The organism is Bhargavaea ullalensis, assembly GCF_042432615.1.
Classification (GTDB): Bacteria; Bacillota; Bacilli; order Bacillales_A; family Planococcaceae; genus Bhargavaea; species Bhargavaea ullalensis.
Genome location: NZ_JBHLWY010000025.1, coordinates 1 through 26105 on the forward strand (window position 1 = coordinate 1; position 26105 = coordinate 26105).

At 57.0% G+C, this 26105-nt stretch carries 26 protein-coding genes and 1 rRNA gene; 22 read left to right on the top strand and 5 right to left on the bottom strand.

Translation table 11 applies throughout. The features are described 5' to 3' along the window. The first annotated feature begins 117 nt into the window (after positions 1-117). The 5 genes from rrf (at position 118) to ACFFIY_RS06710 (ending at position 5485) form a co-directional block, all read left to right on the top strand. A 5S ribosomal RNA gene (gene rrf, locus ACFFIY_RS06690) occupies positions 118-233 on the top strand. Between the two features lie 543 nt (positions 234-776). Next, entirely contained in the window at positions 777-1484 is a 708-nt protein-coding gene (locus ACFFIY_RS06695; RefSeq protein ID WP_376837210.1) for a response regulator transcription factor, read from the top strand. Continuing rightward, positions 1481-2857 carry a sensor histidine kinase gene (locus ACFFIY_RS06700; protein ID WP_354199273.1) on the top strand — a complete coding sequence of 459 codons (1377 nt, stop codon included), beginning with the start codon at positions 1481-1483 and terminating at the stop codon, positions 2855-2857. Before ACFFIY_RS06695 ends, ACFFIY_RS06700 begins: the two co-directional genes overlap by 4 nt. 136 nt (positions 2858-2993) lie before the next feature. Beyond that, positions 2994-3395: a hypothetical protein gene (locus tag ACFFIY_RS06705; protein ID WP_354199272.1), complete on the top strand. Its 402-nt coding sequence runs from the start codon at positions 2994-2996 to the stop codon at positions 3393-3395. Beyond that, on the top strand, positions 3392-5485 hold the full coding sequence (locus ACFFIY_RS06710; RefSeq protein WP_354199270.1) for an MMPL family transporter: 2094 nt from the start codon (positions 3392-3394) through the stop codon (positions 5483-5485). Before ACFFIY_RS06705 ends, ACFFIY_RS06710 begins: the two co-directional genes overlap by 4 nt. A 61-nt stretch (positions 5486-5546) precedes the next feature. On the opposite strand, the gene ACFFIY_RS06715 is transcribed toward ACFFIY_RS06710, so the two are convergent. Continuing rightward, positions 5547-5972, bottom strand: coding sequence for a FixH family protein (locus ACFFIY_RS06715; RefSeq protein WP_354199268.1), 426 nt, complete (start codon positions 5970-5972; stop codon positions 5547-5549). 107 nt (positions 5973-6079) lie between these two features. Then, on the bottom strand, positions 6080-6967 hold the full coding sequence (locus ACFFIY_RS06720; protein ID WP_354199266.1) for an EamA family transporter: 888 nt from the start codon (positions 6965-6967) through the stop codon (positions 6080-6082). A gap of 153 nt (positions 6968-7120) precedes the next feature. Here ACFFIY_RS06720 and ACFFIY_RS06725 point away from each other — a divergent pair, with 153 nt between their 5' ends. Genes ACFFIY_RS06725 through ACFFIY_RS06735 form a run of 3 tightly spaced genes read left to right on the top strand, consistent with a single transcriptional unit; the run spans position 7121 to position 9002 of the window. Next, positions 7121-7330 (top strand): PLD nuclease N-terminal domain-containing protein, encoded by a 210-nt coding sequence (locus tag ACFFIY_RS06725; RefSeq protein ID WP_354199264.1) that lies wholly within the window; start codon positions 7121-7123, stop codon positions 7328-7330. Next, positions 7327-8220, top strand: coding sequence for an ABC transporter ATP-binding protein (locus ACFFIY_RS06730; protein WP_354199262.1), 894 nt, complete (start codon positions 7327-7329; stop codon positions 8218-8220). Before ACFFIY_RS06725 ends, ACFFIY_RS06730 begins: the two co-directional genes overlap by 4 nt. After that, positions 8217-9002, top strand: a complete 786-nt coding sequence (locus tag ACFFIY_RS06735) for an ABC transporter permease (RefSeq protein ID WP_354199260.1) — start codon at positions 8217-8219, stop codon at positions 9000-9002. The genes ACFFIY_RS06730 and ACFFIY_RS06735 overlap by 4 nt, the downstream gene beginning before the upstream one ends. Positions 9003-9140: 138 nt before the next feature. On the opposite strand, the gene ACFFIY_RS06740 is transcribed toward ACFFIY_RS06735, so the two are convergent. Beyond that, a complete protein-coding gene (locus tag ACFFIY_RS06740) occupies positions 9141-9443 on the bottom strand; it encodes a YczO family protein (RefSeq protein WP_354199258.1) in 303 nt (100 codons plus the stop codon). Between the two features lie 228 nt (positions 9444-9671). On the opposite strand from ACFFIY_RS06740, the gene ACFFIY_RS06745 reads away from it, so the two are divergent. From ACFFIY_RS06745 to ACFFIY_RS06785, 9 genes are all read left to right on the top strand, one after another. Next, positions 9672-10757 (top strand): DUF2382 domain-containing protein, encoded by a 1086-nt coding sequence (locus ACFFIY_RS06745; RefSeq protein WP_354199256.1) that lies wholly within the window; start codon positions 9672-9674, stop codon positions 10755-10757. A gap of 34 nt (positions 10758-10791) precedes the next feature. Then, entirely contained in the window at positions 10792-10983 is a 192-nt protein-coding gene (locus tag ACFFIY_RS06750) for a CsbD family protein (RefSeq protein WP_354199254.1), read from the top strand. A gap of 172 nt (positions 10984-11155) precedes the next feature. Next, complete coding sequence (locus ACFFIY_RS06755; protein WP_354199252.1) at positions 11156-11584, top strand: UCP033725 family protein; 429 nt, start codon at positions 11156-11158, stop codon at positions 11582-11584. A gap of 95 nt (positions 11585-11679) precedes the next feature. Then, the gene (locus ACFFIY_RS06760) at positions 11680-12870 is read left to right on the top strand and encodes a betaine/proline/choline family ABC transporter ATP-binding protein (RefSeq protein WP_354199250.1); all 1191 of its coding nucleotides are present in this window, start codon (positions 11680-11682) and stop codon (positions 12868-12870) included. Beyond that, complete coding sequence (locus ACFFIY_RS06765) at positions 12870-13523, top strand: ABC transporter permease (RefSeq protein WP_354199248.1); 654 nt, start codon at positions 12870-12872, stop codon at positions 13521-13523. The genes ACFFIY_RS06760 and ACFFIY_RS06765 overlap by 1 nt, the downstream gene beginning before the upstream one ends. 50 nt (positions 13524-13573) lie before the next feature. Continuing rightward, the gene (locus ACFFIY_RS06770; protein WP_354199275.1) at positions 13574-14467 is read left to right on the top strand and encodes an osmoprotectant ABC transporter substrate-binding protein; all 894 of its coding nucleotides are present in this window, start codon (positions 13574-13576) and stop codon (positions 14465-14467) included. Between the two features lie 5 nt (positions 14468-14472). Then, positions 14473-15159, top strand: a complete 687-nt coding sequence (locus ACFFIY_RS06775) for an ABC transporter permease (RefSeq protein ID WP_354199246.1) — start codon at positions 14473-14475, stop codon at positions 15157-15159. Positions 15160-15258: 99 nt separating this feature from the next. Then, positions 15259-16104 carry a metallophosphoesterase gene (locus ACFFIY_RS06780; RefSeq protein WP_354199244.1) on the top strand — a complete coding sequence of 282 codons (846 nt, stop codon included), beginning with the start codon at positions 15259-15261 and terminating at the stop codon, positions 16102-16104. Between the two features lie 79 nt (positions 16105-16183). After that, positions 16184-17392, top strand: a complete 1209-nt coding sequence (locus tag ACFFIY_RS06785; protein ID WP_354199242.1) for an MFS transporter — start codon at positions 16184-16186, stop codon at positions 17390-17392. Between the two features lie 154 nt (positions 17393-17546). On the opposite strand, the gene ACFFIY_RS06790 is transcribed toward ACFFIY_RS06785, so the two are convergent. Next, positions 17547-19193 carry an SLC13 family permease gene (locus ACFFIY_RS06790; protein ID WP_354199240.1) on the bottom strand — a complete coding sequence of 549 codons (1647 nt, stop codon included), beginning with the start codon at positions 19191-19193 and terminating at the stop codon, positions 17547-17549. A gap of 321 nt (positions 19194-19514) precedes the next feature. Here ACFFIY_RS06790 and ACFFIY_RS06795 point away from each other — a divergent pair, with 321 nt between their 5' ends. From ACFFIY_RS06795 to tatC, 4 genes are all read left to right on the top strand, one after another. Then, a complete protein-coding gene (locus tag ACFFIY_RS06795) occupies positions 19515-20276 on the top strand; it encodes a gluconate 2-dehydrogenase subunit 3 family protein (RefSeq protein ID WP_354199238.1) in 762 nt (253 codons plus the stop codon). A 15-nt stretch (positions 20277-20291) separates the two neighbouring features. Continuing rightward, positions 20292-22004 carry a GMC family oxidoreductase gene (locus ACFFIY_RS06800; protein WP_354199236.1) on the top strand — a complete coding sequence of 571 codons (1713 nt, stop codon included), beginning with the start codon at positions 20292-20294 and terminating at the stop codon, positions 22002-22004. Between the two features lie 302 nt (positions 22005-22306). Further along, positions 22307-22510, top strand: coding sequence for a twin-arginine translocase TatA/TatE family subunit (tatA, locus tag ACFFIY_RS06805; protein ID WP_354199512.1), 204 nt, complete (start codon positions 22307-22309; stop codon positions 22508-22510). Positions 22511-22600: 90 nt separating this feature from the next. After that, positions 22601-23545 carry a twin-arginine translocase subunit TatC gene (gene tatC, locus ACFFIY_RS06810; protein WP_354199510.1) on the top strand — a complete coding sequence of 315 codons (945 nt, stop codon included), beginning with the start codon at positions 22601-22603 and terminating at the stop codon, positions 23543-23545. A 610-nt stretch (positions 23546-24155) separates the two neighbouring features. On the opposite strand, the gene ACFFIY_RS06815 is transcribed toward tatC, so the two are convergent. Continuing rightward, positions 24156-24365, bottom strand: a complete 210-nt coding sequence (locus tag ACFFIY_RS06815; protein ID WP_354199508.1) for a hypothetical protein — start codon at positions 24363-24365, stop codon at positions 24156-24158. A gap of 243 nt (positions 24366-24608) precedes the next feature. On the opposite strand from ACFFIY_RS06815, the gene brnQ reads away from it, so the two are divergent. Next, a complete protein-coding gene (gene brnQ, locus ACFFIY_RS06820; protein ID WP_354199506.1) occupies positions 24609-25982 on the top strand; it encodes a branched-chain amino acid transport system II carrier protein in 1374 nt (457 codons plus the stop codon). Positions 25983-26105: the final 123 nt, after the last annotated feature.

Here is a 26105-nt window from a genome sequence, read left to right on the forward strand (position 1 = left end):
CACGTGCAGCTGACGGATACTAATCGATCGAGGACTTAACCTCATGCATAAACAAGGTTCGGCAGAAATTTGGTTCAATGTCTGTTTTATCCGGTTTTGAGCGAACAAGCTCAATAGTCCAGTGACAATGGCGAAGAGGTCACACCCGTTCCCATCCCGAACACGGAAGTTAAGCTCTTCAGCGCCGATGGTAGTTGGGGGCTTCCCCCTGCAAGAGTAGGACGCCGCTGGGCACAAAGCCGTCTCCCTATGGAGACGGTTTTTTTGTGCTGTAAAAAAGGGGAATCCGGATGAGTCGTACGGATCGAGGCTTGAGTCGTACGGATCGACCCTTGAACCGTACGGATCCGCCCTCGAGTCGTACGGGTTCCACTTTCCAATAGCGAAACAGGCAGCTCCCCGGGCGAGTCGTACGGATCCGGCCTTGAACCGTACGGATCCGGCTATGAGTCGTACGGGTTCCGCTTTCCAAGGCGAGTTGTACGGTTCCGTCCACGAGTCGTACGGATCTTCCCTTGAACCGGACGCATCCGGCTCTGAGTCGTACGGGTTCCGCTTTCTAAGAGGGAAACACCCACTCTCCAGATCGAGTCGTACGGATTCGGCCCCGAGTCGTACGGATCTCCCCTTGAACCGTACGGATCCGGCTCTGAGTCGTACGGGTTCCGCTTTCCAAGAGGGAAACACCCACTCTCCAGGTCGAACCGTACGGAACCGGCCCCGAGTCGACCCTTGAGCCGTACGCATGGTTTCAATTGTCAGGGAGCCGGCTTTTCATGCACAATAGAATCAATGAAAAGAGGTGGACGTCATTGAGGGTGCTGGTTGTGGATGATGATAAAGGAATCCGGGACCTGGTGAGAATCCAGCTTGAGGAAGCCGGTTATCAAGTGTTGCAGGCGGCGGATGCGATGGAGGCGCTTGCCATGATGGATGAGGAAGCTCCGGACCTGGCCATCGTCGATGTCATGATGCCGGGGATGGATGGATTTGCATTGACCGAAGAATTAAAGTCATTCCGGGACTTGCCGGTTCTTCTTCTGACTGCAAGGGGTTCGCTTGAAGACAAAGAACGCGGTTTCCGGGCGGGATCCGATGATTATGTCGTCAAGCCGTTTGAGCCGAAGGAACTTCTCTTCAGAGTGGAGGCGATTCTCCGTCGCTACGGGAAAGAGGCGGGTTCCGTCGTGACGGTCGGCCCGCTGCAGATCGACCGGGGAAGCTACGAAGTCCACTGCGCTAACCGGACTCTGCTTTTGCCGCTCAAGGAGTTTGAGCTGCTTGCCATACTCGCTTCCCGGCCGAATGTCGTGTTTGAGCGTGAATTCCTCCTGGAACGGGTGTGGGGGCTGGATTATGAGGGAGATGACCGGACCCTGTCCGTGCATATCAAGCGGATCCGGGACCGCCTGGAAACGCTGACGGACCAAGTGGAGATCGTGACGGTGCGCGGTGTCGGATACAAGCTGGAGGAAGTCCGTTGAAGTCGCTGTACGGAAAATTTGTTCTGTCCTCCATCCTGGTGCTCGCCGCCGGTATTTTGCTTTCCTACCTGGTCGTGAACACGGTTTATCACCGGGACATGAAAGTGGAGAATGATGAGAAGCACGTCAAGATTGCCGAATCGATGGTTTCTTTCATTGAATCGTCGGACGGGATCGATCTCGAGCGGTATCTCCGCACCCAGGCGGAGGCTGGCTACATTCTTTATGTTTCGGACAGGGAAGGCGGCGGTTCCTTTTACGGCGGACCGTTCAAGGAAAATTCCCTGCCGGGAGGGACGGTCGCTTCCGTGTTGGACGGCCATACATACCACGGCATGCGGGACCTGCCGGCAGAGACATTCTGGTCGGGTTATTTTGCTAATGACGTGGCGAACACGGTCGGAGTCCCGTTCACCTTTGGCGGAAACCGGTATGCGCTGTTCCTCCGGCCGGATATCGGGCTTTTGTTCAATGAGCTCCATTGGTTGTCGGCCATCATGTTCGTCTCCATCGCGGCAATCGGATTCATGGCGGTGCTTTATACAGCCAAGAAATTGATCCGGCCGCTGACGGAATTGACCGAAGCGACCCACCAGGTGGCCCAGGAGCGGTTCACTGCGCTTCCGGACATCAGGCGCAATGATGAGATCGGCCAGCTCTCGGACAGCTTCAGGCGGATGGTGCGCAAGCTGGAGGAGAACGACCGGGCCCGGAAGGCGTTCATCAGTGATGTGTCACATGATCTTCAGTCTCCTCTGCTCAACATCAAGGGATATGCGGAGCTGCTCGGCAAGGCGGAGCTGCCGGACGGGCAAAGAAAGGAGTACTCGGCCATCATCCGTGATGAAGCTCTCCGGCTTTCAGATCTGGCGAGGCAATTGCTGTTGCTCACCTCGCTGGACCAGATCACGGACCTCCCCGAGTTTGAACCCATGAACCTCAGCGTACAGCTGCGGGAAGTGATCCGGAAATACCGCTGGGCATTTGAGTCCAAGGGCATTTCCATATCGATGGAGCTCGATGATGCCAGCTGTCCGGGAGACCGCGAACTTCTTGAAAAGGTCTGGGAAAATCTGCTGTCGAATGCGGTCAAGTATACACCGGACGGCGGAGAAGTGGCGGTGCGGCTAGAGGCCGCGCCGGAATCGGTCATCCTTATCGTTGAGGACAACGGACCGGGCATTGCGCCGGACGACCGCGAGCGGGTCTTTGACCGTTTTTTCCGGGCGGACGAGGCCCGTTCAAGAGAAGGCGGGACGGGCCTTGGTCTGTCGATCGTCAAAGAAGTGGTCACCCTCCACGGCGGTACGGTGCGGGCGGAAGAGGGACCGAACGGCGGCGCCCGTTTCACTCTCACGCTTCCATGTTCATGAACTGAAGGGCCGGTGCATCTTGCGCCGGTCTTTTTGTTCCTTGCGGTGCATGTGGCAAAGTTGTCACGCAGAGTTCATCCTCCGTTCACCTTCGCTCTTTACAATGAGGTTAAACAATCAAACGGAGGGATTTCTCATGCAAGAAAAATGGAGTTTGCGCCTGATGCGCGTTGCGGCGCTTTTCGGTCTGCTCGGCACCATCCTTGGTTCCCATATGGCCGGGTCGGGGTCCTATGCATTCCGTCCTGTCCATGCCCACATTCTGCTCGTCGGCTGGCTGTCGATGTTCGCCTGGGGTGTGTTTTACAAGTTGTATACAGTCCGAACGCCGAAACTCGTGTTGATCCAGGGCTGGACGGGAATCATCGGAGCGATCGGTCTCACGGCCGGCATGTGGCTCCAGTTCCTGAAGCCATTTAACGTGAATGAAACATTCTCGCTCATCTTCTACATTGTCGGGGGCACCATCCTGCTCCTCAGTTTTGCCTTGTTCGTTGCAGTCACGTTCATGACGGAGAAGAAGGCGTCCCGGGAGTGAGGGGCAAGCGCCGTTATGTCATTACACTGCTGATCTGGATTGTTGCAGCGGCCATTCTGTCTTTTGCCGCTCCCGGATCCAAGGAGTTCGTCAAGCCAAACGAAAACTCGGGCCTGCCTGCGGATGAACCATCCATCGTCGCAGCCGAAAAAGTGAAAGAGTACTTTCCCGAAGGCGGCGGCCTGCCGGCCATGGGTGTCATCCGTGACGAAGAAGGACTGACGGATGCAGAAATATCCGGCTTTGCCGAAGCCGTCGGCGCCATTGCCGATGACCCGAAATTCAAAGAGCTGAAAGTGTTGCCTGCAGAAGCGCTGATCGGGCAGAAAGAGGCCTTCCTGTCGGAGGACGGCACGACGTTCTTCGTCCCGGTCACGCTCCCAGAAAAAATGGAGGGCCACGAAATGATGGTCCTCATGGATCACCTGAAAGAGAAGGTCAGGTCAGGAGCGCCCGATGGACTGGAGATCAACTGGACCGGACCCGCCGGCATTGCAGCGGACGCCACCGAGCTGTTCTCACGTGCGGACGTGGTTCTGCTCCTGTCCACAGTCGGACTGATCCTCGTCTTGCTGCTCATCATCTACCGTTCGCCGTTGCTCGCGTTCATCCCGCTCGTCGGCGCAGGTATCGTGTATGCCGTCGTTGACCGGCTGATCGGGATCGGGGCGAAAACCGGACTGTTCGTCACGGAGAGCCAGGCGCTGTCGATCATGATGATCCTGCTGTTCGCGGTCATCACCGATTATTCGCTCCTCATCTTCTCCCGTTTCCGCGAGGAACTGAAAGAGCATGAACACCCGGCCGATGCGATGAAGGAAGCCATGCTTCATGTGAAAGAGCCGATCTTCTTCAGCGGGAGCACGATCTTCCTGGCAATGCTCACTTTGTTTGCCTCGCTGTATGAGCCGTACCGCAACTTTGCACCTGTCTTTGCGATCGCCGCCGTTGCCATGCTGGCAGCAGGGCTGACGCTGTTGCCGTCACTGTTTGCGCTAGCCGGAAGAAAAGCTTTCTGGCCGTCGATCCCGAACTACGGAGATGAAAAAACAAAAAGAGGCAAGCGGACAATCTGGTCCCGCATCGCCGGTGCTGTGACAAAACGGCCGGCCGTGTTCTTGGTTGCCGTGCTGGCACTGCTGGTCCTGTCTTCCCTGAACATCTTCAATTACCGGGAATCGTTCGATCTCGTGAAATCTTTCCCGGAAGACCTGTCCTCGCGGCAAGGATATGAGCAGCTTGCGGCAGGATTCGGGGAGGGGGAGCTTGCACCCGGCACCGTGCTTGTCGTGTCGGATGAAGACATCGATCCGGAAGCGGCAGTCCGGCTTTCTGAACGGATCGCCGAGGAACCCGGGATCGAGCGTACGGGCTTCCAGGGTCACCCGGTGTCCGAAGACGGGACAGCCGCCCGCATGACGGTCACATTCAAAGGCAATCCGTACGATAAAGCTGCACTGGACGCCGCCGACAACCTCCGTGCACACGGAAGCGAGCTCGCCGGGGAGGCCGGCATCCAGGCAACAGAATTCCACCTTTCCGGCGAAAGTGCACTGAACGCCGACCTGAAAGAAATCAACGACCGGGATACGATCCTTGTCATGGTCTCGGTCGCCCTGCTGATCGCGGTCATGCTCGGCTTCCAGACAAAGTCCGTCGTCGCCCCTCTTTACCTGATCGGGACGCTCATCCTGTCCTACGCGGCGACACTGGGACTGTCCATATTCCTGTTTGATGTGTTCCTCGGGCAGAAAGCGCTCAGTTACCGGATCCCGCTTTATTCGTTCGTCTTCCTCGTGGCACTCGGCGTCGACTATTCGATCATGCTGATTGCCCGCATCCGGGAAGAAAAGCGGAGCCATGACCTGCATGAGGCGGTCCGTCTAGGAATCGAGCGCACAGGCGGCGTCATCAGCTCCGCCGGCATCATCCTGGCCGCCACTTTCCTCGTCCTGGCCACGATGCCGGTCAACGAACTCAAGCTGTTCGGCATGATGATGGCGCTCGGCATCCTGATCGACACGTTCATCGTCCGTCCGCTCCTCATCCCGGCGATCATTCTTCTGCTCGGGAAGAAAAGCGGAATCTGAAAACACACACTCCAAGATAAAGAAAATGCCCGGCCGCAAATGGCCGGGCATTTTCGTCTCGTTATTCAACCGTGATTTCTTTTTTCGGCATCGTGTGCTGCTGATGAGCGGTGACATGGGAGGTCACTTTGTAAGTGCCCGGCTCAAACGCATGGTCGATCGAGTAGGAATCGGTTCCGTCAAAGGCCGCTTCGATCATTTCGCTTTCCCCGGATTCATCTTCGATTTCAAACTCCACTTCGTCTGCGTCGTCGATGACTTTGTCATTCATCGTCACTTTGGCACGGATGGTCACTTCTTCGCCGGCAGCGGCTGTTTCAGGAAGTTCGAGCTCCACTTCGAGCGGATGTACCCCCTCGTCCGCCGACTGTTCGCCGTGGCCGCTGTGTTCATCATTTCCTGCGCTGTCCGCATCATCGTCTGCTCCGCATGCGGCGAGACCGCCGGCCAGAACGAGCGAGAGCAACGCGAAAGACCACTTTTTCATCAACTTCCACACTCCTCATCAAAAAGTCTCAACTATTCACATTAAACCATGATACGGATGAGCAAAGTGTGACAGACCGTCGAAGATCCCGACAAATTGGTGACGCCTCAGAGGGCCCGGCGGTTCCTCCGTTGATCCGCCCAGGTCGGCAGCATCATCCCCCCAAGGATGACGAAAATACCTGCCAGCTGTGAGAAGCGGAAGGGTTCGTTCAGGAGCAAGACGGAGGCGGTGACGGCAACCGGAAGCTCCGTCGCGCTTAGGATTGAGGCAAGGGCCGAGCCGACCTGCGGGATCGCGATGGAAAATAGGGAAACCGGCACGATGATCCCAAGCGTCCCGAGCAGGAGCCCGTATGTCCACAACCCTTCCTGGATTTTACCGTTCCATAAAATCTCTGGAGACTGAAACAGGGAGACGACAAGGACGGCGAACAGCGATGTGATGGCGAGCCGCGTCACGGTATCCATTCCGGGTACGGCTTTCCGGTTGGAGAAGACGAATAGGGAAAACGAGAGCGCGGCGGCAAGCCCCCATGCCCAGCCCTGCCACGGGATGCCGGAAATGTCGGTGCCGATCACGCCCGCAGCGAGTATCGTGCCGATGAACAGCAGGGCCAGAGAAAACAACTCCACTTTCTTCGGCAGGCGCCTGGCAGCGATGCAGTCGATGAGCATACCGATCCAAGTGAACTGGAACAGCAGGACGACGGCGAGGGAAGCGGGAAGATAAATAAGCGAGCGTCCATAGACGATGCCGGTCATCCCGGTGAAAACCCCTGCAGGGATGAGGGCGGCCCATCCTTTGAATGAATGATGCTTTCCCCAGGTTGCCGCAAGCAGCAGGACGGCAAGGAGAAAACCGGTCATGTACTGGGCGGTGACCGCCTCCGAAGCGGTGAAGCCGGCCTTCATCGCAAGCTTGATATTGGTTGAAAGGATTCCGTAGCAGGCCGAAGCGATGACGACCATGACCGGATAAATCCATCTTTTCATAACAGGTACCTCCGTTCCATTCAAACAGTATAGCACGCCGCACCGGCGGAACAATCCTGACCGGCTGTGCCGGCAGAAGGATTTTTTTAAAACGGGAACCAATGGCATGCGGAACCCGTAGAAGAAGCAATCAAGCTGAACGGAGGGAGAACCATGCCCATTAAAGAAATGCTGGCGGAAGTGCCGTGGGGCCTGATCTGGCCGCTTTTCGTCATCGAACTCATCCTGAAGGTCATCGCGTTTGCCGACCTGTACAGAAAGCGGACGGCAAACGGCCCCGTCTACATGTGGGTGCTCATCGTCCTTTTCATCAACACGCTCGGTCCGATCCTCTACTTCACGATCGGGAGGCGGCATGAATGACGGCTGTGCTTGAGGTTCTCAATCTGACAAAACGGTTTAACGGGAAAGCGGCCGTGGAAAATCTGTCATTTACATTGGCGGGTCAAACCGCGACCGCCCTGATCGGTCCGAACGGTTCCGGAAAAACGACAACGATGTCGATGCTGGCAGGGCTTCTTCGGCAGACTGCAGGCACCGTCTCTTTTGGAAAGGCGGAAGGAGACCCGAGGGCGAACATCGGATTCCTGCCGCAGTATCCGAGCTTTTTCCCGTGGATGAATGCGCTTGAATACCTGGAGATGGCCGCCGGGCTTAGCGGGCTGCCGGCACGCGGACTGCGCTTGGAATGCGAGAAGGCGCTTGGATTCGTGGGGTTGTCCGGTTCGGCGGGCAAGCGGGTCGGAGGGTTTTCCGGCGGCATGAAGCAGCGGCTCGGGCTTGCCCAGGCGATCATCCACCGGCCTTCGCTCCTGCTGCTGGATGAACCGGTGTCCGCGCTGGATCCGGCGGGCCGGCGTGAAGTGATGGATATGCTGAAGGAGCTCGGGGAGCGGTCGACGATTCTTTATTCGACCCATATTTTAAACGATGCGGAGGAGATGACCGACCAGCTTCTGTTTTTGCGGGAAGGAAAACTGGTTGAGCAGGGGGCGCTCGAAGACATCCGGGAAAAGTATGGCGGTGACGGATACCGGCTTGAGTTCACGGATCGCGGATCGGCCCAGCGGTTTGCGGCATCCTGTCCGTGGCCTGCCGCAATTGAAGGGACAGTCGTCAGAGTCGGAGCCTCCGCCGCATCGCTGGAAAGTGTTCTCGGATTTGCGGCAGGACATGCCGATGGAGTCCGGACAGTCGGAAGGGACACCGTCCGGCTCGAGGAAATCTTCATGAAGGTGGTGGGCCGTCCATGAGACAGTTTTGGATTTTCCTCAAAAGAGAATGGATGGAACAGGTCCGCGGATTCAAACTGATCTGGGTGCCGCTCGTGTTTATCTTTTTCGGCGCGCTCGAACCGCTGACCTACCATTTTATGCCTCAAATACTGGAAAGCGTCGGCAATCTCCCGGACGGGGCCGAGTTTAATCTGCCGGATATGACCGGCGGGGATATTCTCATGTCGCTGACGGGCCAATACCAGATGATCGGAACGCTCGTGCTCGTCCTTGCCTTCATGGCAGCCTTGTCGGGCGAGAGGAAAAGCGGAGCCGGCACGCTCCTTTATGTCCGGCCGATTTCCTACGCCGCTTATTTCACTTCAAAGTGGCTTTCGGCTTCATTGCTCGGAACCCTTTCGGTGTGGCTCGGATACGGCATGGCCATGACGTATGTCATCCAGCTGTACGACCGGTATCCGGACGCGGGGTCGATCATGCGGTTCCTGGCCGTCTACAGCATCTGGATCCTGCTCGTGATCACACTGACCGTCGCCGCCAGCGCGGCACTGCCGACCGGCGGAGCGGCGGGGGCGGCGCTCGGCATCCTGTTCATCGGCCAAATCGTGCAGGGCATGTTCGGAAGCCACTGGACATGGTCGCCATGGAAGCTGCCGGAATACGGGATGGCCTTCCTGGACGGCGGTCCGGAAACCGGCGGCCTGACGGGGGCAGTTGCCGTCTCGGCCGTGCTGATTTTCCTATTGGTCGTCTTCGGTTCTGTTGCCGCCCGTCGGAATGCATCCAGAGCGAAAGTTTGAAGGGCGACATTTCCCGGGAAATAACGACGCCGTCCGACAATTTACGCCGGACAGGATACGAATGGCGCCGCCATGGGAGGGAAAACATCAAAAAAACAGCCGGTCCTGCCAAAGGTCCGGCTGCTTTTGCGTTTGGTTTTATCTCTTGCCTTCCTCGCCGTCCATCTCTTCTTCATTGTTCTCAAGTTCGGCGCCGGGATACTTCTGCATGGACGAGGAATCGTGCTTCGTCATCCGGGGACGTTGTTCCTCCAGTTCTTCTTGTTTCCTGTCTTCGATCGGGATGGCATCCACCGTCTGCATGTCTTCGTGCATATCGTAGATGCTTTCGCCTTTTTGCCCCTTCATGTTTTCCGGGTCATCTTTTTTATCGGGGTTCATGTCAAGTTCGTTGTCCATTCCCCATTGTTCCTCTACTTTTTTCTTTTCTTGATCAGCCATTTTATGGCACCTCTCTTCATGGTTTGGTCCGGAAAGCGCCGGTGAAGCAGGTGCTCTCCGCCAGGTTCATACCTTTAATATTGCCGTGTTCGATCTTCTTCAAACACGTGCCCACCCAGCTCCGGATGCCGCCGCTGTAACATTTGTAATAGTTTCGTTGACTGCAATCCGGGTACATAAAACAGTAGTTGCATCGCACTTGTGAAAATAAAAATTGGAGGGATAGACATGGACAACAAAAAGTATATCGGCACATTCAACTCGGAGACGGAAGTACTCAACCGGATCGAGGAACTGAAGGCACAAGGCTACAATGAGAACGACCTGTATGTTGTGACGAACAATGCGGATAAAGTATCCATGCTGAGAGGCCGCACGGATGTGGAACTTCAAGGAGTGAACGAGCATCATAGCTGGCTCGACAAATTCATGGACTTCCTCGGCGGGGAAGAGCCGGTCAACAAAGCATTCACGGATATGGGCTTCACCGATGCGGAAGCAGCCCGATACTACAATGATGCGAAAAATGGCGGCATCCTGCTGTTTGCGGACCGGGACTACGGCCAAAGCTTCACAGATGACACGGCAGTCGGCACAACGGGCGTGACCGGCACGAACGTCAACCACTATGACTCTGCCTCGGTCAATCAGGACGGCATGACAGTCGATGCCCCTCCGCTCGGCGAAGGCCGCGGGGAAACGGTCGGCAGCGGCGCCTATACGGAAAGCGATGCGGCCAAGTTCCGTGACAACAATTATATGACCGGAACCGATCGTACGGACAATCTCGACATGGATAACCTGACCGACGAGCAGCGGCTCCGACTCCACGAAGAAAAACTGAACGTCGACAAGGAACGCGTCCAGGCAGGCGAAGTCGACATCGACAAACACGTCGTCACGGATGAGCAGACGGTGGAAGTGCCTGTTTCGCGTGAAGAAGTCACGATCGAGCGCCGTCCGGTCAATGATGAAATGGCGGACGGAGAAGTATTTGACGACGGAGAGAGCATCCACATCCCGGTCACCGAGGAGCGGGTGGAAGTGACGAAGCGTCCGGTTGTCAGCGAAGAGATCGTCGTGAAGAAAGACGAAGTCCAGGATACGGAAACCGTCAGCGAGAAAGTGCGCCGCGAGGAAGTGGACATCAGCGGGACGGAAGACGTCAACATGAACCGGACGGGAGGCTACGACAGCCGGCTCGGCCGTGCAGGCGGAGAAGCCGGGCTCGCGGATGATGCGGCAGCGGATCTTGATGACACCGAAGACCTCGAGCTTCGCAACCGTGACCTCGACAACCGCGACCGCCTTTGATTCAAAATCTATAAACCGGAATGGAGGAAATAACATGAACGACAAAGACAATGGATTTTCCGATAAAATGAAAAGCGCCGTCAATAAGGTGAAGGGCGAAGCGAAGGATCAATGGGGCAATGCAACCGGCGATACTTCCAAACAGGCAGAGGGCAAATTCGACAAAGCCAAGGGTGAAGTTCAAAAAGAAGTCGGCGAATTCAAGGACAAGTGGAACGACAAGTAACCACTGCCCTTAAGCTTTGCAGACCGGTCGGGGAGGCGCTGCTTCCCCGGCTGTTTTTTTGTCCGGGGTGAGTCTAAATACCCATTAAAATGATGAAAAACGTTGTAAGAATATGTAGAAAGAATTTTCTGATACGTTTATAATGAAACTAAAATAGAAAGGTGGGGAGGAGATGAAATTGAAAAAAGGAAGGTTTGCCAAGTGGGGAGGAAGGGAATATGAACTCGCATCGTATCAGCGGGTTTATTATCTGGCGACTGAAGATTCCGATGCGCAAAAGGACGGGTTTAAGCCGCAGAGCGGAAAGCACGGTCGGTTCATCCGGGAAGTTTCCCTGAAAGAATTGGATGATGCGTATGAAATCATTCCTTATACGGTCTACGGCAGCCACCGGTTCCTTTTGGAAGGAATCACGGACGACGGGAAGGCAGTCCTTGTCACAAATGATCCGTTTGTCCAAGATAAGCTTCCGTTAAAACCGTATGGGTTGCATGAATTCATCATGGAGATTCCGTTCGAACAAATTAAAATCGATGAAGACCGGATTCCAATCCTTGGATTCAACGGCACAGGATCCAGGAATGGACGCGGAAAATACTGAGAAAAAAGTATGTTATGATAGTAAGTGAGGGTTCGCTTTGAGTGAACCCTTTTCCATTACACGATGGACAAGAGAGAAAGAAGGCGGGGAATGACATGCTTGTATTCGACAACGTATCAAAAGTGTATCCGGGCGGCAAGCGGGCCGTCGATCATTTGAATCTGGAAATCGGCGAAGGGGAATTCATCTGCTTTATCGGGCCGAGCGGATGCGGCAAGACGACGACGATGAAAATGATCAACCGGCTCGTCAAGCCCTCCGAAGGCAAGATTTTACTCAACGGGAAAAATATCCTCGACCAAAATGTGGTGGAACTCAGGCGTTCGATCGGCTATGTGATCCAGCAGATTGGTCTGTTTCCGCATATGACCATCCGTGACAACATTGCGCTCGTCCCGAAGCTGAAGGGCGTATCGGCGGAAGACCGCAACAAGCGGGCGGAAGAACTGCTTGATCTGGTCAATATGCCGAAAGAATTTCTCGACCGGTTCCCTCACGAACTGAGCGGCGGACAGCAGCAGCGGATCGGCGTGCTCCGCGCACTGGCCTCCAATCCGCCGCTGATCCTCATGGACGAGCCGTTCGGCGCGCTTGACCCGATCACACGGGATTCGCTCCAGGCGGAGTTCAAAAACCTCCAGCAGTCACTCGGCAAGACGATCATCTTCGTCACGCACGACATGGACGAGGCGATCAAGCTCGCGGACCGGATTGTCATCATGAGGGCCGGCCAGATTGTCCAGGTCGGCTCGCCGGACGAAATCCTCCGCAATCCTGCGGATGATTTTGTACGCGATTTCATCGGAAAGGAACGGCTTGCGGAAGCGCAGCAGCACTTCCAGACGGTCGGCCAGATCATGAACCCCGATCCGGTGTCGATCGGGCTCGGGGCCACCATTTCCGAAGCGGTCCGTACGATGCGCAGGCGCCGGGTCGACTCGCTGCTCGTTACGGATGACGCGGGAATTCTCCGCGGAAAAATCACGATCGAGCAGATTGACCGGAACCGGGACCGTGATGCGGCGGTTGCGGATCTGATGGAACGCGACATCGGGACAGTGCGTGCGGATACGCTCCTCCGGGATGCCACCCGCAACATACTGATCCGGGGCTCAAAGTACGTGCCGGTCGTGGATCAACGCAAGCGCCTCATCGGCATCATCACGAGGACGAACCTCGTGGACGTCCTGTACGATTCCATCTGGGGAGAAGAGGAAGACGAAGGGGATGCCGCTGTCGGTGAAGCGGCGGCCGCTCCCGCTCCACAAGCCGGGGAGGGATCCTGATGGACGCAATCCGTTCATTCTTCTCGGAATACGGGGTCCTGCTCCTGGAAAAGACATGGGAGCATCTTTACATATCATTTGCCGCACTGCTGCTCGGCGTTCTCGTGGCCGTGCCGCTCGGCATCCTGCTCGTCCGCATACCGAAAGCCGCGGGCGCCATCATGGGCATCGTGTCGATCGTCCAGACGTTCCCGAGCCTGGCCATCCTGGCGTTTTTCATTCCGCTGCTCGGGATCGGGAAAGTGCCGGCGATTGCCGCGCTGTTCCTTTACTCGATGCTGCCGATCTTAAGGAATACATATATCGGTGTAAAAAATGTGGACCGGAATCTGCTTGAGGCGGCGAGGGGCATGGGGATGACTTCGTTTCAGCGCACCGCCAGCGTGGAACTTCCGCTTGCCGTCCCGGTCATCATGGCGGGCATCCGCATGTCGGCAGTGTATCTGATCGGCTGGGCAACGCTTGCTTCGTTCATCGGCGGCGGCGGGCTCGGCGACTTCATCTTTGACGGGCTGAACCTTTTCCGCACAGATCTCGTCATCGGCGGGGCACTGCCCGTTACCTTGCTGGCCATCCTGCTTGACTGGTTGCTCGGACGCGTGGAGTACCATGCCACACCGAAAGGGATCCGGGGACAGGGAGGTGCCGCATGATGAAGCCTCAACATGCATCCGGCCGCAGGAAACTGGCCCGGCCGATTCTAATGATGATTGTTGCAGCGGTTCTGCTTTTGCCGGGCTGCTCTCTTCCGGGCCTTGGCGGGGGAGCGGACAACACGGTGAAGATCTCCACTCTTACTCACACGGAAACACAGGTGCTCGGCCATATGCTCCGTCATCTGATTGAACATGAGACCGACCTGAAAGTCGAGATGATTGAAAACCTCGGAACCTCAATCATTCAGCACCAGGCACTCACCAGCGGACAAGTCGATATTACGGCCGCGCGGTACACCGGGACGGATATGGCATCGATACTTGATACCGAGCCGATGAAAGATCCGGATGAAGCGATGGCTTTCGTCAAGAAGGAGTTCGATGAGCGGTTCGATCAGATCTGGTATGACTCCTACGGCTTCCAGAACACCTATGCGTTCACCGTCACCGATAAGCTGGCGAAGGAAAAAGGGCTGGAGACGGTATCTGACGTGGGTAAAATTGCAGATGAGCTGACGCTCGGCGTCGACAACAACTGGCTCAATCGTCAGGGCGACGGCTATCCGGGGTTCGTTGAAACTTATGGCTTTGAGTTCGGAGAAGCGCTTCCGATGTCGATCGGCCTTGTCTATCAGGCGGTCCGCAGCGGCAAGATGGACGTCGTCCTTGCGTACAGTACGGACGGCCGGCTGAAAGCGTTCAATCTGAAAACATTGGAAGATGACAAGCATTTCTTCCCTCCGTATGAGACATCACCCGTCACTCGGAAGGATGTCATCAAAAAGCATCCGGAACTTGACCCGCTGCTCAAGCGCCTCGCCGGCAAGATCGATGCCGAAACGATGACGCAGCTGAACTATGAGGCGGACGTCAACAAACGGGAGCCTTCCCTCGTGGCCAAAGAGTTTCTGGAAAAACACAACTACTTCAGGGAGGAGTGATCAGGATGCAAACATTGCAGGAGCTTTGGACGTACTACGGTCAGAACGGCTCTTATGTCATGGAGCAGTTTTTCCGGCATTTCCTCATGTCGGCGTACGGCGTGCTGTTCGCCGCGATTGTCGGCATTCCGATCGGCATCCTCATCGCCCGCTACGGCAAGCTGAGCGGCTGGGTGCTGACGGCGGCGAACCTGATCCAGACCATCCCGGCGCTCGCGATGCTCGCCGTGCTCATGCTCGTCATGGGACTCGGTGCAAATACGGTCGTCATGGGACTGTTTCTGTATTCGCTGCTGCCGATCATCCGGAACACATACACGGGCATCAAAAGCGTGGACCGGCCGATTCTTGAAGCCGGACGTGCAATGGGCATGACGGGTGCACAGCGCCTGTTCATGGTCGAGCTCCCGCTCTCGCTCTCAGTGATCATGGCGGGGCTGCGCACGGCGCTCATCATCGCGATCGGCGTGGCCACGATCGGCGCGTTCATCGGCGGCGGGGGTCTCGGGTCGATCATCATCCGCGGCACGAACGTCACCGACGGCGGGGCGATCATCCTGGCCGGCGCCATTCCGACCGCCCTCATGGCCGTCGTCGCAGACCTGGTCATGGGATGGATTGAACGGGCGCTTTCGCCGGCGAACAAAAAGAAGGGAATCCTTGCTGAAAGCGGGACGACCGAGACGGTTTGATCTGAATGAACCAACCATCCCTCTGCCGGTTTTTCCGGAGGGGAGATGGTTGGTTTTTGTTGCAAAGGAGACAACGCAGCACAGCGGCGAAAGGGTGGGATGAAGCTGAAAAAGACGCTGGTTTTATTGGCCGCCGTGCTGGCCGTGTCTGTGTTTCTCTACTGGGACAACGGAAGGCTGACGGTGACCCGCCATACAATCGCGGACAGCCGGCTGCCGGAAGCGCTTGACGGGCTGCGGATCGTCCAGCTGTCGGACGTCCATGACTCGGAATTCGGCAAGGCGCAGGAAGATCTCGTCGAAGCGGTGCGGAAAGAGCGCCCCGACTGCATCTTCATCACCGGTGACTTTATCGACAGCAACCGCTTTGACCTGAAAAAAAGCATGGCGATGATCCCCGGCCTGACGGGCATTGCAGATGTGTTTTATGTGACCGGGAACCATGAGGCGGCATCGAATGAAGTCGGCGCGGTCACTGGTGCGCTGTCGGACGCGGGCGTGCATGTCCTGCGCAATGAATCCGTAATGGTCGGCCGCGGTGACGGCCGGTTTGCCGTCACGGGCATCGACGATCCGCTCATGGGCGCCGGCGGAGCCGGAGAGGATGCGCATGCGGCGGAGGCTCTTGTTGAAGCGGCGGCCGGCATCCCGGAAGATGTGTATCAAGTTTTGCTGGCACACCGGCCGGAGCAGCTCGATCTTTACGCGGAAGCCGGCGTTCCGCTCGCGTTCTCGGGCCACGCACACGGCGGCCAGGTGCGGCTGCCGTTCATCGGCGGGCTGATCGCCCCCGGGCAGGGCTGGCTTCCGGATCTGACGTCGGGTGTCCATGAACAGGGCGGCACCCGGATTGTCATCAGCCGGGGGCTCGGCAACAGCATCGTGCCGCTGCGCGTGCTGAATCCTCCGGAAATCGTCTCCGTCACGCTGCGCAGGGAGGGATGACGGGCAAGCGGAGCGCCAGTGCAAAACGGCACTCCGGAGTCATGCTATAATGGACGGATCAAGAGACGGGAAGTGTTGCATGGTGGAACAGCCTTCGGACAAGCCTTATACACTGAGAGACGCGGCCTTCTGGAAAATCATCGGGGCGCTCGGATTCGCTTCATTGTTCATCTTTTCGGCGATGTATGCAACCCAGCCGCTGCTGCCCCTGTTCACAGAGGAGTTCGGCATCGGCGTTTCCGTTTCCAGCCTGTCAGTCTCCATGACGACACTGGGCCTGATCATCGGCCTGCTCGTCATCAGCTTCCTGTCAGACCGCCGCGGCCGCACGCTGTTCATCAAGAGCTCCGTCGTGCTGGCGGTCATCCCGTTTTTCATCATGCCGTTCGTTCCTTCGTTCGGCCTGCTCATTTTGCTGCGGTTTCTGCAGGGCATTGCACTTGCGGGCGTTCCGGCGGCGGCCCTTGCCTACATCAGCGAGGAAGTCGACCGGCGCAGTGCCAGTTTTGCAACTGCGCTTTACATCTCGACGAACGCGCTCGGCGGCATGACAGGCCGCTTCGTCACCGGGTGGGTGACCGAACATTATTCCTGGCAGGCCGCTTTTCTGGGCATCGGGATTGCCGGCGCTGTCATTGCGGTCGCCGTGTTGCTTCTTCTTCCGTCATCCCGGCGTTTCGATCCGGCTGCCGGGACTGCGAAGGAAGACATGCAGGCATTCCTGTTTCATCTGCGGAATCCGCTCCTGCTCATCCTGTTCGGCCTGGGGATCGTCCTTCAGCTGAGCTTCACCGGCGTGTGGACGTTTCTGCCGTTCCATCTCGGAGCGGCCCCGTTCAATCTGTCGCTTGAGGCGATTTCGTATACGTACTTCGCCTACGGGATCGGCGTCATCGGTTCGCCGCTCGCCGGATGGCTTGCCGGCAAGTTCGGTCTCAGGCCCGTGCGGATTACCGGCATCGTCATCATGTCGTCGGGCATCCTCCTGACGCTCGGCGGGACGACGCCGGCCGTCGTGGCGGGGCTGTGCGTCATGTGTCTCGGGTTCTTCACCGCCCACTCGCTCACGAGTGCCTCTGTTGCCCGGGATGCGGAACACCATAAAGGCAGCGCATCCAGCCTGTATCTCGTTTCGTATTACATCGGCGTGGCCGCGGGCAGCACGCTGCTCTCGCCGCTTTGGACAACCGGCGGCTGGGAGTTGCTCATCCTCGTCATTGCCGTTCTCCCGGTCGTCTACCTGATCTTCTCGCTTGTTGCCCGGAAGAAAATCCGGGCGCGGAGATGAAAAGACGGCAAGGGTCCGTGAACAGTCCGCAAGGCCCCCTGAGAAGTCCGGAAGAGGCCGTGAATAGATCGAAAGGGTTCTGGCGTCGCGGGAAGGCGGCCCGGTCCATATAAAAGAAAGCCATGCATCCGGAAATCCGGCTGCATGGCTTTTCTTATTTGAAGAGTTCCGGCACGGTCGTCAGGTCGATGCCCCAGATCAGCGGAAGCAGGAACCAGATGGAGAGTGTGACGAGCACGATGCCGATCAGGTTCAGGGCAAGGCCGGCCTTGGCCATGTCGGGGATCCGCAGGTAGCCGGAACCGAAGACGACGGCGTTTGGCGGCGTGGCGACCGGAAGCATGAAGGCGCACGAGGCAGCCACTCCTGCAGCGACCATGAGGGCGAACGGATGCACGTCGAGTGCGATGGCGAGTGCGCCCATGATCGGGTACATCATCGCCGCGGTCGCCGTGTTCGAGGTGATCTCGGTCAGGAAGATGACGAGCGTGGCAACGATCAGGATGACGAGGATCACCGGGACGCCGCGAAGTGCGGTGAGCTGGCCGCCGATCCATTCAGACAGGCCGGAGCTGACGAATCCCGCGGCAATGGCGAGTCCTCCCCCGAACAGGAGCAGGATGCCCCATGGCAGCTTCACGGCCGTTTCCCAGTCGAGCAGGCGGTCGCCCTTCACGTTGACCGCGGGGACGGTGAACAGGAGGACGGCGAAGAACATCGCGATCACGCCGTCGGAGATGCCCGGCAGGAAGCTCTGCAGGACGAACGACCGGGAGATCCAGGAAAGCGCGGCGAGGATGAAGACGGTGAAGACGAGCTTCTCCTCGGTGGATGCGCTTCCGAGCTTCTCTTTTTCCTGGCGGATCAGATGCCGTCCGCCCGGCAGTTCCTTCACCGTTGCGGGGAAGGCGATCTTCACAAGATACAGCCAGATGAGCAGGATGAACACCCAGGCGAACGGCGTGCCGTACAGCATCCAAGTGCCGAAGGAGATTTCGATGCCGTACATTTTCTCCATCGCCGCGGCAAGCGCCGTGTTCGGCGGCGTTCCGATGAGCGTGGCGATTCCGCCGACCGATGCCGAATAGGCGATTCCGAGCATGAGCGCCTTGCCGAATCCGAAGTTTTCTTTGTCGACGGCTTGGGAGCCGTCTTTCAGGGCATCGGCAACCTGATATGTAATGGCGAGTCCGATCGGCACCATCATCATCGCCGTCGCGGTGTTGGAGATCCACATCGACAGGAATCCTGTGGCGACCATGAAGCCGAGGATGATTTTGTTCATATTCGTGCCGATCGCCGAAATGATCGTCAGCGCGATCCGGCGGTGCAGGTTCCACTTTTCCATGGCAAGCGCGATCATGAACCCGCCCATGAAAAGGAAGATGTTTTCGTCACCGTAGGCGGAGGCCGTCGCCTTGACGTCGAGGCCGCCGGCAAGCGGGAACAGAACGAGCGGCAGGAGAGAAGTGACGGGGATCGGCACGGCCTCCGTGATCCACCAGGCGGCGATCCAGACGGTGGAGGCGAGGATGGCCCGCCCCTCACCCGACAGTCCTTCCGGATGATAGAACAGGAGCAGGAGGAGGAACAGGAGCGGCCCTCCGATCAGGCCGATCAGCTGCGGTGTCGTATAACTTCGTTTATTTCTCTGGTCGCCCGGTTCTTTGTCCGTATAGCCGAACGGCGCCCCCGAGCCGTCCGCGCTCAGTTTCACCTGATTGGGGCGGATGAAGAACGTGAACATCCGCTTGGCTTCGTCGTGCCAGTCCCACATGCGGTCCCATAACGTTTGTGACATGGTGCATTCCCCTTTCGTGAATGATTAATATTATCACAACAATTAGTATACAGCCTGTTATGAGAGATTGGCAGACTTTCTACAAATTCGGACAATATAGGGCTTCCTGTTCAGTCGGATTTCCCCAACTTTCCGAGACTTTAGACTTGTTTCTGCTGAATTGTCCCGGCGGCCGGTTTGACTGCGGGTTTGGCAGGGAACCGGAAATAGAAGGAATATGGACACGGGAGGGCAGGACCGGTATAAAACGAAGAACCGGAAGGGTATGCTCCCCGTATGACTCCATATTTGCCAATACATCTATAAAAGGGAGGAAGACGGATGGCGGACGAACAAAAAGACGTTTCCAGGCGCGACTTCCTGAAAACAGCCGGAGTGGCTACGGGAACGCTCGTCGGAGGCGGCGTGATCGGCGGACTTATCGGCTATAACATGAAGGGTTCCGGAACGAAGACGGCGGACGGCACGGGTGACCGGAGCGGAGGAAGGAAAGATGAATCCGCAGGGTCGCCGAACGGGAGGATGTTCTTTACAAATGATCATGACTTCGCAGTCCTTACCGAAGCAACGGAGCGGATCTTCCCCGAAGACGATCTCGGTCCGGGTGCCAAAGGGCTCGGCGTCCCATTCTTTATCGATCATCAGCTGGCCGGTGCCTATGGCAACAACGAGAAAGAGTATATGCAGGGTCCATTTTTGGCCGGCGAGGCGACACAGGGCTACCAAAGCCGCCTGAGGAGGAAGGAAATCTTCGTTCAGGGCATCCACAAGATGGACGAAGAAGCCAAAAAGCGTTTTGACAAATCCTTCGTGGACATCGACGGCGACCAGCGGGATGAAGTGATCACCGCTTTCCAGAAAGATGAAGTCGAAATGGAAGGCGTAGCGGCCGGATTCTTTTTCCGCCTGCTCAGATCGGCCACGCTGGAAGGCGCTTATTCGGATCCGATGTACGGGGGCAACCGCGGCATGGAAGGCTGGAAGATGAAACAGTTCCCTGGCCACCAGATGGCGTATATCGACAAGGTTGACAGCAAGGACTTCCAGAAAATTTCGCCGGAATCACTCGGCGGGCAACACTAAGGAGGGGGTATCTGAATGGCAAAGACACTGGATAAAGTGGACGTCGTAACAGTCGGCGTCGGCTGGACGGGCGGCATCATCGCGGCCGAATGTGCGAAAGCGGGACTGAAGGTCGTCGGCATCGAGCGCGGGCGCGAGCGCGGCACGGCCGACTATCAGCGTGTCCACGATGAGTACCGCTATGCGGTGCGCTATGAACTGATGCAGGACTTGTCCAAAGAAACGATTACTTTCCGCAACAAGCGGGACCAGCAGGCCCTGCCGATGCGGACGATGGGTTCATTCCTGCTCGGCGAAGGTCTCGGCGGTGCGGGAACACACTGGAACGGGCACACATGGCGCTACCTCCCGTATGACTTCGAAATCAAATCCCAGACGGAGAAGAAATACGGAAAAGACAAACTGTCATCGGAATATCTCATCCGCGACTGGGGCGTTACATACGACGAGATGGAGCCCTATTACGACAAGGTTGAGTACATGATGGGCATTTCAGGCGACGGGAAAAACCCCTTCCAGGGAAAGCGCTCACGTGAATATCCGACCGGCCCCATGAAGAAAACCCCGATTCTGGAGAAATTCGAAAAGGCGACGAAAGACCTCGGATACAGTCCGTTCATGCTGCCGTCCGCCAACTTGTCCGAAGCTTACACGAACCCGGACGGCAAGACGATCAACGCTTGCCAGTACTGCGGCTTCTGTGAACGATTCGGCTGCGAATACGGGGCGAAGACGTCTCCTGAAATCACGGTCATCCCGACGGCGAAGGAAACCGGGAACTATGAAGTGAAGTTCCATTCAAACGTCGTTGAGGTCCTTCATGAAGGCGGAAAAGCGACAGGTGTCCGCTACATCAACTGGCTGTCGGGAGAGGAATACATCCAGCCGGCGGAAGTCGTGGTCCTGACAAGCTACGTCATGAACAACGCCAAGCTTCTCATGGTGTCGGGCATCGGGGAGATGTACGATCCCGAAACCGGGAAAGGCACGCTTGGCAAAAACTACTGCTATCAGATCCTTCCGGGAGCAACCGGTTTCTTCGATGATCAGTTCAACACATTCATGGGTGCCGGATCGCTCGGCATGACGATCGACGATTTCAACGGCGACAACTTTGACCACAGCGACCTGGACTTCATCCACGGGGGGAACCTGTCGATCACCCAGACCGGCAACCGCCCGATCGAAACGAATCCGGTGCCGCCGGACACGCCGGCATGGGGGGCGGAATTCAAAAAGGCGTCGGTCGAGAACTACACCCGCTCGCTCAGCATCGGGGCACAGGGCTCCTCGATGCCGCACCGGGACAATTATCTGACGCTCGACACGAAATACAAGGACGTCTACGGCGTTCCGTTGCTCCAGCTCACCTACAACTTCACTGACCAGGACCGTGCCCTTCACAAGTACATCACGGAGCGGGCTGTGGAGATCATGGAGAAGATGGGCCCCAAACAGACCGTCGGCCGAAATCCGATCACGGACTACGACATCGTCCCGTACCAGACAACCCACAACACCGGCGGCACCATCCTCGGCACCGATCCGGGCGACAGCGTCGTGAACAAATGGAACCAGCACTGGGATGCGGAAAACCTCTTCGTCGTCGGCGCCGGAAACTTCTCCCACAACGGCGGCTACAACCCGACCGGAACCGTCGGCGCCCTCGCCTACCGCTGCGCCGAAGGCATCATCAAATACAGCAAAGAAGGCGGCTCACTGGTGTAAAGAAAAGCGGAGGGCGGCGTTTTGCCCCGACAGGCATAAGATGATCCGCAGAGCGAAGCTTGCTTCGCGGCGCGGATCGGCTTATGACCCCGAGGGGCAGCCGCCCGGAGCTGGACACAAGAAAAGCGGAGGGCGGCGTTTTGCCCCGACAGGCATAAGATGATCCGCAGAGCGAAGCTTGCTTCGCGGCGCGGATCGGCTTATGACCCCGAGGGGCAGCCGCCCGGAGCTGGACAGAAGAAAAGCAGAGCACGTCTTCATTCATAAGCTTCAGATCACACACAAAAAAGGAGGCAATATCTATGGGAGGCATTGCAAGCATCGGAGTTCCGGGACTGATCATCATTCTGGTCATCATCCTGATTCTCTTCGGACCAAGGAAGTTGCCTGAAGTCGGCTCGGCAGTCGGCAAGACACTTTCAGAATTCAAGAAGTCGGCCAAGGACATCATTGATGATAACGACGAAGAAAAGCCGCGCAAGGAAGAACTGAGCGAAGAAAAATAAGACTGCATGCCGGCAGGCCGGCCGGAACGCCGCATGGCAACCGGCCGGCCTGTCGTCTGCAGATCTGATTGAAAGACAGGATGTGATTGGATGGACCCGTACGGCAATGACTACAAAACAGTTCTGAGTCCGATCGACAAGAAAAAGGCGGAGGCGGCGAAATCCGCGTCTGAAACGGCGGGGGAGCGCTCGGGCAAAGAAGCCGAAGCAGCGGCAACGGCCGAAGCGCTTGCGGAAGCGGCACAGGATCACCGTGCGGGCAGCCCCACTCCGCCTGGCCAGAAACCGCCGGACGCCAACCCGGACGGGAGCGAGACAGAAACAGAACTGCATGAAACCTATGTCACCCACCTCAACGATCTCAGGAAAGCGCTGATCAAGGCGACTGTCGTGTTCCTGTCCGTCTTCATCATCGTCTTCTCAACGATCAACCTGTGGTTCCCCTACGTGACAAAAGGTCACCAGTTGGTCATTCTCGGGCCGCTTGAAGTGGTGAAGTTTTACATGACGATGTCCGGCGCTATTGCGCTCGGCCTGTCGCTGCCTTTCCTCTGCCATTTCATCTGGCAGTTTGTGAAGCCGGGGCTGAATGACAACGAAGCAAAATTCTTCGGCCTTTATTCGCCGGTGATGCTGGTGCTGTTTATCGCGGGCGTGGCGTTCGGTTACTTCGTCATCCACCCGCTGAGCTACGGATTCCTTATCGGGCTCGGCGCGGCGAATTTTGACGTCATGGTCTCCGCGCAGGAGTATATGAGATTCCTGCTCATGACCACGATGCCGATCGGCCTGTTGTTCGAGCTGCCGATCGTGGCGCTGTTCCTCGGTTCCATCGGCCTGCTGACGTCTGATTCGATGAAGAAAGTGCGCAAATGGTCGTATGTCTCGATTGCAGTCATTTCCGCACTCATCACACCGCCGGACTTTATCAGCCAGCTCCTCGTCCTGATCCCGATGGCGATCCTTTATGAGGCAAGCATCTGGCTGGTGAGGAAAGCCGAGCGGAAACAGGCCGCCAATGCGGTGACCCAATGACTTGAGTTGAGCCACGAGTGATATAAATTGACGCTCGGTTGGAGGAAGCCGAGGCAGGTAGAAGAAGAAACGAGATTGCACCCACTTACCGGGTCACAATCTCGTTTTTTTCATTCTTGAAAGCTACTGGCAGCGAATGTCGGGATAGGGGAGCCGAATGTCGGGATACATGCCATGAATGTCGGGATAGCGTCGTTGAATGTCTGGAAAGGAATCGCGGCAGGGCGAATGTCGGGATAGGGGAGCCGAATGTCGGGATAGATGCCGTGAATGTCGGGATAGCGCCGTTGAATGTCTGGAAAGGAATCGCGGCAGGGCGAATGTCGGGATAGGGGAGCCGAATGTCGGGATAGAGGAGCCGAATGTCGGGATAGATGCCGTGAATGTCGGGATAGCGCCGTTGAATGTCTGGAAAGGAATCGCGGCAGGGCGAATGTCGGGATACGCGCCGTGAATGTCGGGATAGCACCGCCGAATGTCGGGAAGGGAATCGCCCCGGGTGAATGTCTGGAAAGAAACCTTCGCCCCCGCAGCAAAAATCAACTTGAACACGAAAAAGAACCAACACGAAGGGTGTTGGTTCTTTTTCAGCGGCCTCAGAAGCGGTGGCTCAGTCGAAGAAGCTCGTGAGCAGGCCGCCTTTTTTATTGGACTGCTGGCTTTTGCCGTTGTTCATCTGGGACTGGCGTTTTGGCGTGTTGCTGTCTCCGCCGCCAGAAAAATCGTTGAACTGTTTTTTCAGTTTATCCCGGGAGTCTTTGTTTCGCATCAGGTAGGCTGCACCGAGTCCGACTGCGGCAAGCATTGCTTTGTTTTTCATGTTGTTTGTCCTCCTTATGCGTTGCGTCTGTCTTCTGTATTCCCGGTTCTGCAAGCACTAAACGAAAGAAATCCTGACCAACTTAAGACAAGTGAAAACTATCAGATATATACTGTTTGCAATCCCCAATCATTCGTAGTAGGATGAAGGACGCTGATATATCGCATTATGTCGAAATCAGCCGTTTCTTGGCTGAATATTCTACCGTTTTCGGTAAGTCGGAAAGAGAGGATCCTGGTTGTTATGCAGGAGAAATTACCTTTTTCAAGTTACTTTGTCGTCGGTGTGATGCTGTTCGCGCTGTTCTTCGGTGCGGGCAACCTCATTTTCCCGGCGCAGCTCGGGCAGCTTGCGGGCGATCAGCTTTGGCCGGCGCTCATCGGCTTTCTCATCACCGGTGTCGGCCTTCCGTTCCTGAGCGTGCTCGCGATCGGGTACTCGGGGAGCCGGAACCTTCAAGAGCTGGCGAGCCGCATTCATCCGGTTTATGGCCTGTTGTTCTCGGCTGTTCTCTATCTCACCATCGGGCCGTTTTTCGCGGCGCCCCGCACCGGTGCCGTCGCCTATGAAATCGGGATCACGCCATTCGTCGGACAGGACGCGGGATTCCTTCCGCTCCTACTGTTTACACTCGTCTTTTTCGCCATCACGCTCTGGCTGTCGCTCAATCCGGCGAAAATTGTTGACCGGATCGGCAAGGTGCTGGCCCCGGGCATTGTCGTGCTCCTTCTGGTTCTCATCGGAGTGGCGGTCTTCCGTCCGATGGGCAGTGTCCTGGATCCGGAAGCCGCTTACGCGTCCGGATCGTTTGTCAAAGGGTTCACGGAAGGCTATAACACGATGGACGCCATCGCGGCGCTCGTCTTTGCGATCATCGTCACCAGCTCCATCAAAGGCATGGGGGTGACGAGCAACAAAGGGATCATGAACGCCACGTTCAAGTCCGGCCTGACGGCGATTTTACTGCTGGCCGTCCTCTATGTGGGGATTGCCTGGATCGGAGCGACCAGCGTCCAAAAGTTCGGCTTGTTCAAGACGGGCGGACCCGTGCTCAGCAGTGCGGCCGAATACTATTTCGGCAGCTTCGGAACCATCCTGATGGCGGTCGTCATCACGCTGGCCTGTCTGACGACGGCGATCGGGCTCATCACGGCATGCGGAGAATATTTCCACCTTCTCCTCCCGACCATCGGCTACAAAACATGGGTGTTTCTGTTCACCGTCTTTTCGTTTGGGGTCGCCAATTTCGGGCTGTCCACGATCATCACCTATTCGGTGCCGGTCCTCATGTTCTTGTATCCGCTCGCCATTTCGCTTCTCCTGCTGACCTTCACGTCGCCGCTGTTCCGGCATGCCCGGCTCGTTTATGTGTCGGCCACGGCCGTGGCGTTCATCATCGGCCTTGCCGATGGTCTGAAGGCGTTGGCGGAATCGCTTGAAACGGAATTCGGTTGGCTGAATCCGGTCATCCACCTGCTTGAGGAATACTTGCCGTTTTATGATGACGGTCTCGGCTGGGTGGTTCCGGTGATCGCCGTCATGGTGGTCACGGCCATCATTTCCCGCGCCCTCGGACTTTCATCGGAACCCGTGCGCGAAGGCAGCCTGAACCATTAAAAAATCAAAAAAGGGCCGGCGGAATCATTCCGCCGGCCCTCAGACTGTAGACAAAACGGACCCAAAAGAAATCTTTTGGGGTCGTTTTGTCATTTTAATGGATATTTCGCATGTTCTTGCCCA

Coding starts and splice junctions, on each gene's coding strand:
- ACFFIY_RS06750 (WP_354199254.1), top strand. CDS start 10,792: ATGAACGACAAAGACAATGGATTTTCCGATAAAATGAAAAGCGCCGTC.
- ACFFIY_RS06785 (WP_354199242.1), top strand. CDS start 16,184: ATGGTGGAACAGCCTTCGGACAAGCCTTATACACTGAGAGACGCGGCC.
- tatC (WP_354199510.1), top strand. CDS start 22,601: ATGGACCCGTACGGCAATGACTACAAAACAGTTCTGAGTCCGATCGAC.
- ACFFIY_RS06735 (WP_354199260.1), top strand. CDS start 8,217: ATGAGACAGTTTTGGATTTTCCTCAAAAGAGAATGGATGGAACAGGTC.
- ACFFIY_RS06790 (WP_354199240.1), bottom strand. CDS start 19,193: ATGTCACAAACGTTATGGGACCGCATGTGGGACTGGCACGACGAAGCC.
- ACFFIY_RS06705 (WP_354199272.1), top strand. CDS start 2,994: ATGCAAGAAAAATGGAGTTTGCGCCTGATGCGCGTTGCGGCGCTTTTC.
- ACFFIY_RS06795 (WP_354199238.1), top strand. CDS start 19,515: ATGGCGGACGAACAAAAAGACGTTTCCAGGCGCGACTTCCTGAAAACA.
- ACFFIY_RS06725 (WP_354199264.1), top strand. CDS start 7,121: ATGCCCATTAAAGAAATGCTGGCGGAAGTGCCGTGGGGCCTGATCTGG.
- ACFFIY_RS06800 (WP_354199236.1), top strand. CDS start 20,292: ATGGCAAAGACACTGGATAAAGTGGACGTCGTAACAGTCGGCGTCGGC.
- ACFFIY_RS06780 (WP_354199244.1), top strand. CDS start 15,259: ATGAAGCTGAAAAAGACGCTGGTTTTATTGGCCGCCGTGCTGGCCGTG.
- ACFFIY_RS06765 (WP_354199248.1), top strand. CDS start 12,870: ATGGACGCAATCCGTTCATTCTTCTCGGAATACGGGGTCCTGCTCCTG.
- ACFFIY_RS06740 (WP_354199258.1), bottom strand. CDS start 9,443: ATGGCTGATCAAGAAAAGAAAAAAGTAGAGGAACAATGGGGAATGGAC.
- ACFFIY_RS06815 (WP_354199508.1), bottom strand. CDS start 24,365: ATGAAAAACAAAGCAATGCTTGCCGCAGTCGGACTCGGTGCAGCCTAC.
- tatA (WP_354199512.1), top strand. CDS start 22,307: ATGGGAGGCATTGCAAGCATCGGAGTTCCGGGACTGATCATCATTCTG.
- ACFFIY_RS06745 (WP_354199256.1), top strand. CDS start 9,672: ATGGACAACAAAAAGTATATCGGCACATTCAACTCGGAGACGGAAGTA.
- ACFFIY_RS06755 (WP_354199252.1), top strand. CDS start 11,156: ATGAAATTGAAAAAAGGAAGGTTTGCCAAGTGGGGAGGAAGGGAATAT.
- ACFFIY_RS06730 (WP_354199262.1), top strand. CDS start 7,327: ATGACGGCTGTGCTTGAGGTTCTCAATCTGACAAAACGGTTTAACGGG.
- ACFFIY_RS06770 (WP_354199275.1), top strand. CDS start 13,574: ATGATGATTGTTGCAGCGGTTCTGCTTTTGCCGGGCTGCTCTCTTCCG.
- ACFFIY_RS06695 (WP_376837210.1), top strand. CDS start 777: ATGCACAATAGAATCAATGAAAAGAGGTGGACGTCATTGAGGGTGCTG.
- brnQ (WP_354199506.1), top strand. CDS start 24,609: ATGCAGGAGAAATTACCTTTTTCAAGTTACTTTGTCGTCGGTGTGATG.
- ACFFIY_RS06775 (WP_354199246.1), top strand. CDS start 14,473: ATGCAAACATTGCAGGAGCTTTGGACGTACTACGGTCAGAACGGCTCT.
- ACFFIY_RS06715 (WP_354199268.1), bottom strand. CDS start 5,972: ATGAAAAAGTGGTCTTTCGCGTTGCTCTCGCTCGTTCTGGCCGGCGGT.
- ACFFIY_RS06760 (WP_354199250.1), top strand. CDS start 11,680: ATGCTTGTATTCGACAACGTATCAAAAGTGTATCCGGGCGGCAAGCGG.
- ACFFIY_RS06720 (WP_354199266.1), bottom strand. CDS start 6,967: ATGAAAAGATGGATTTATCCGGTCATGGTCGTCATCGCTTCGGCCTGC.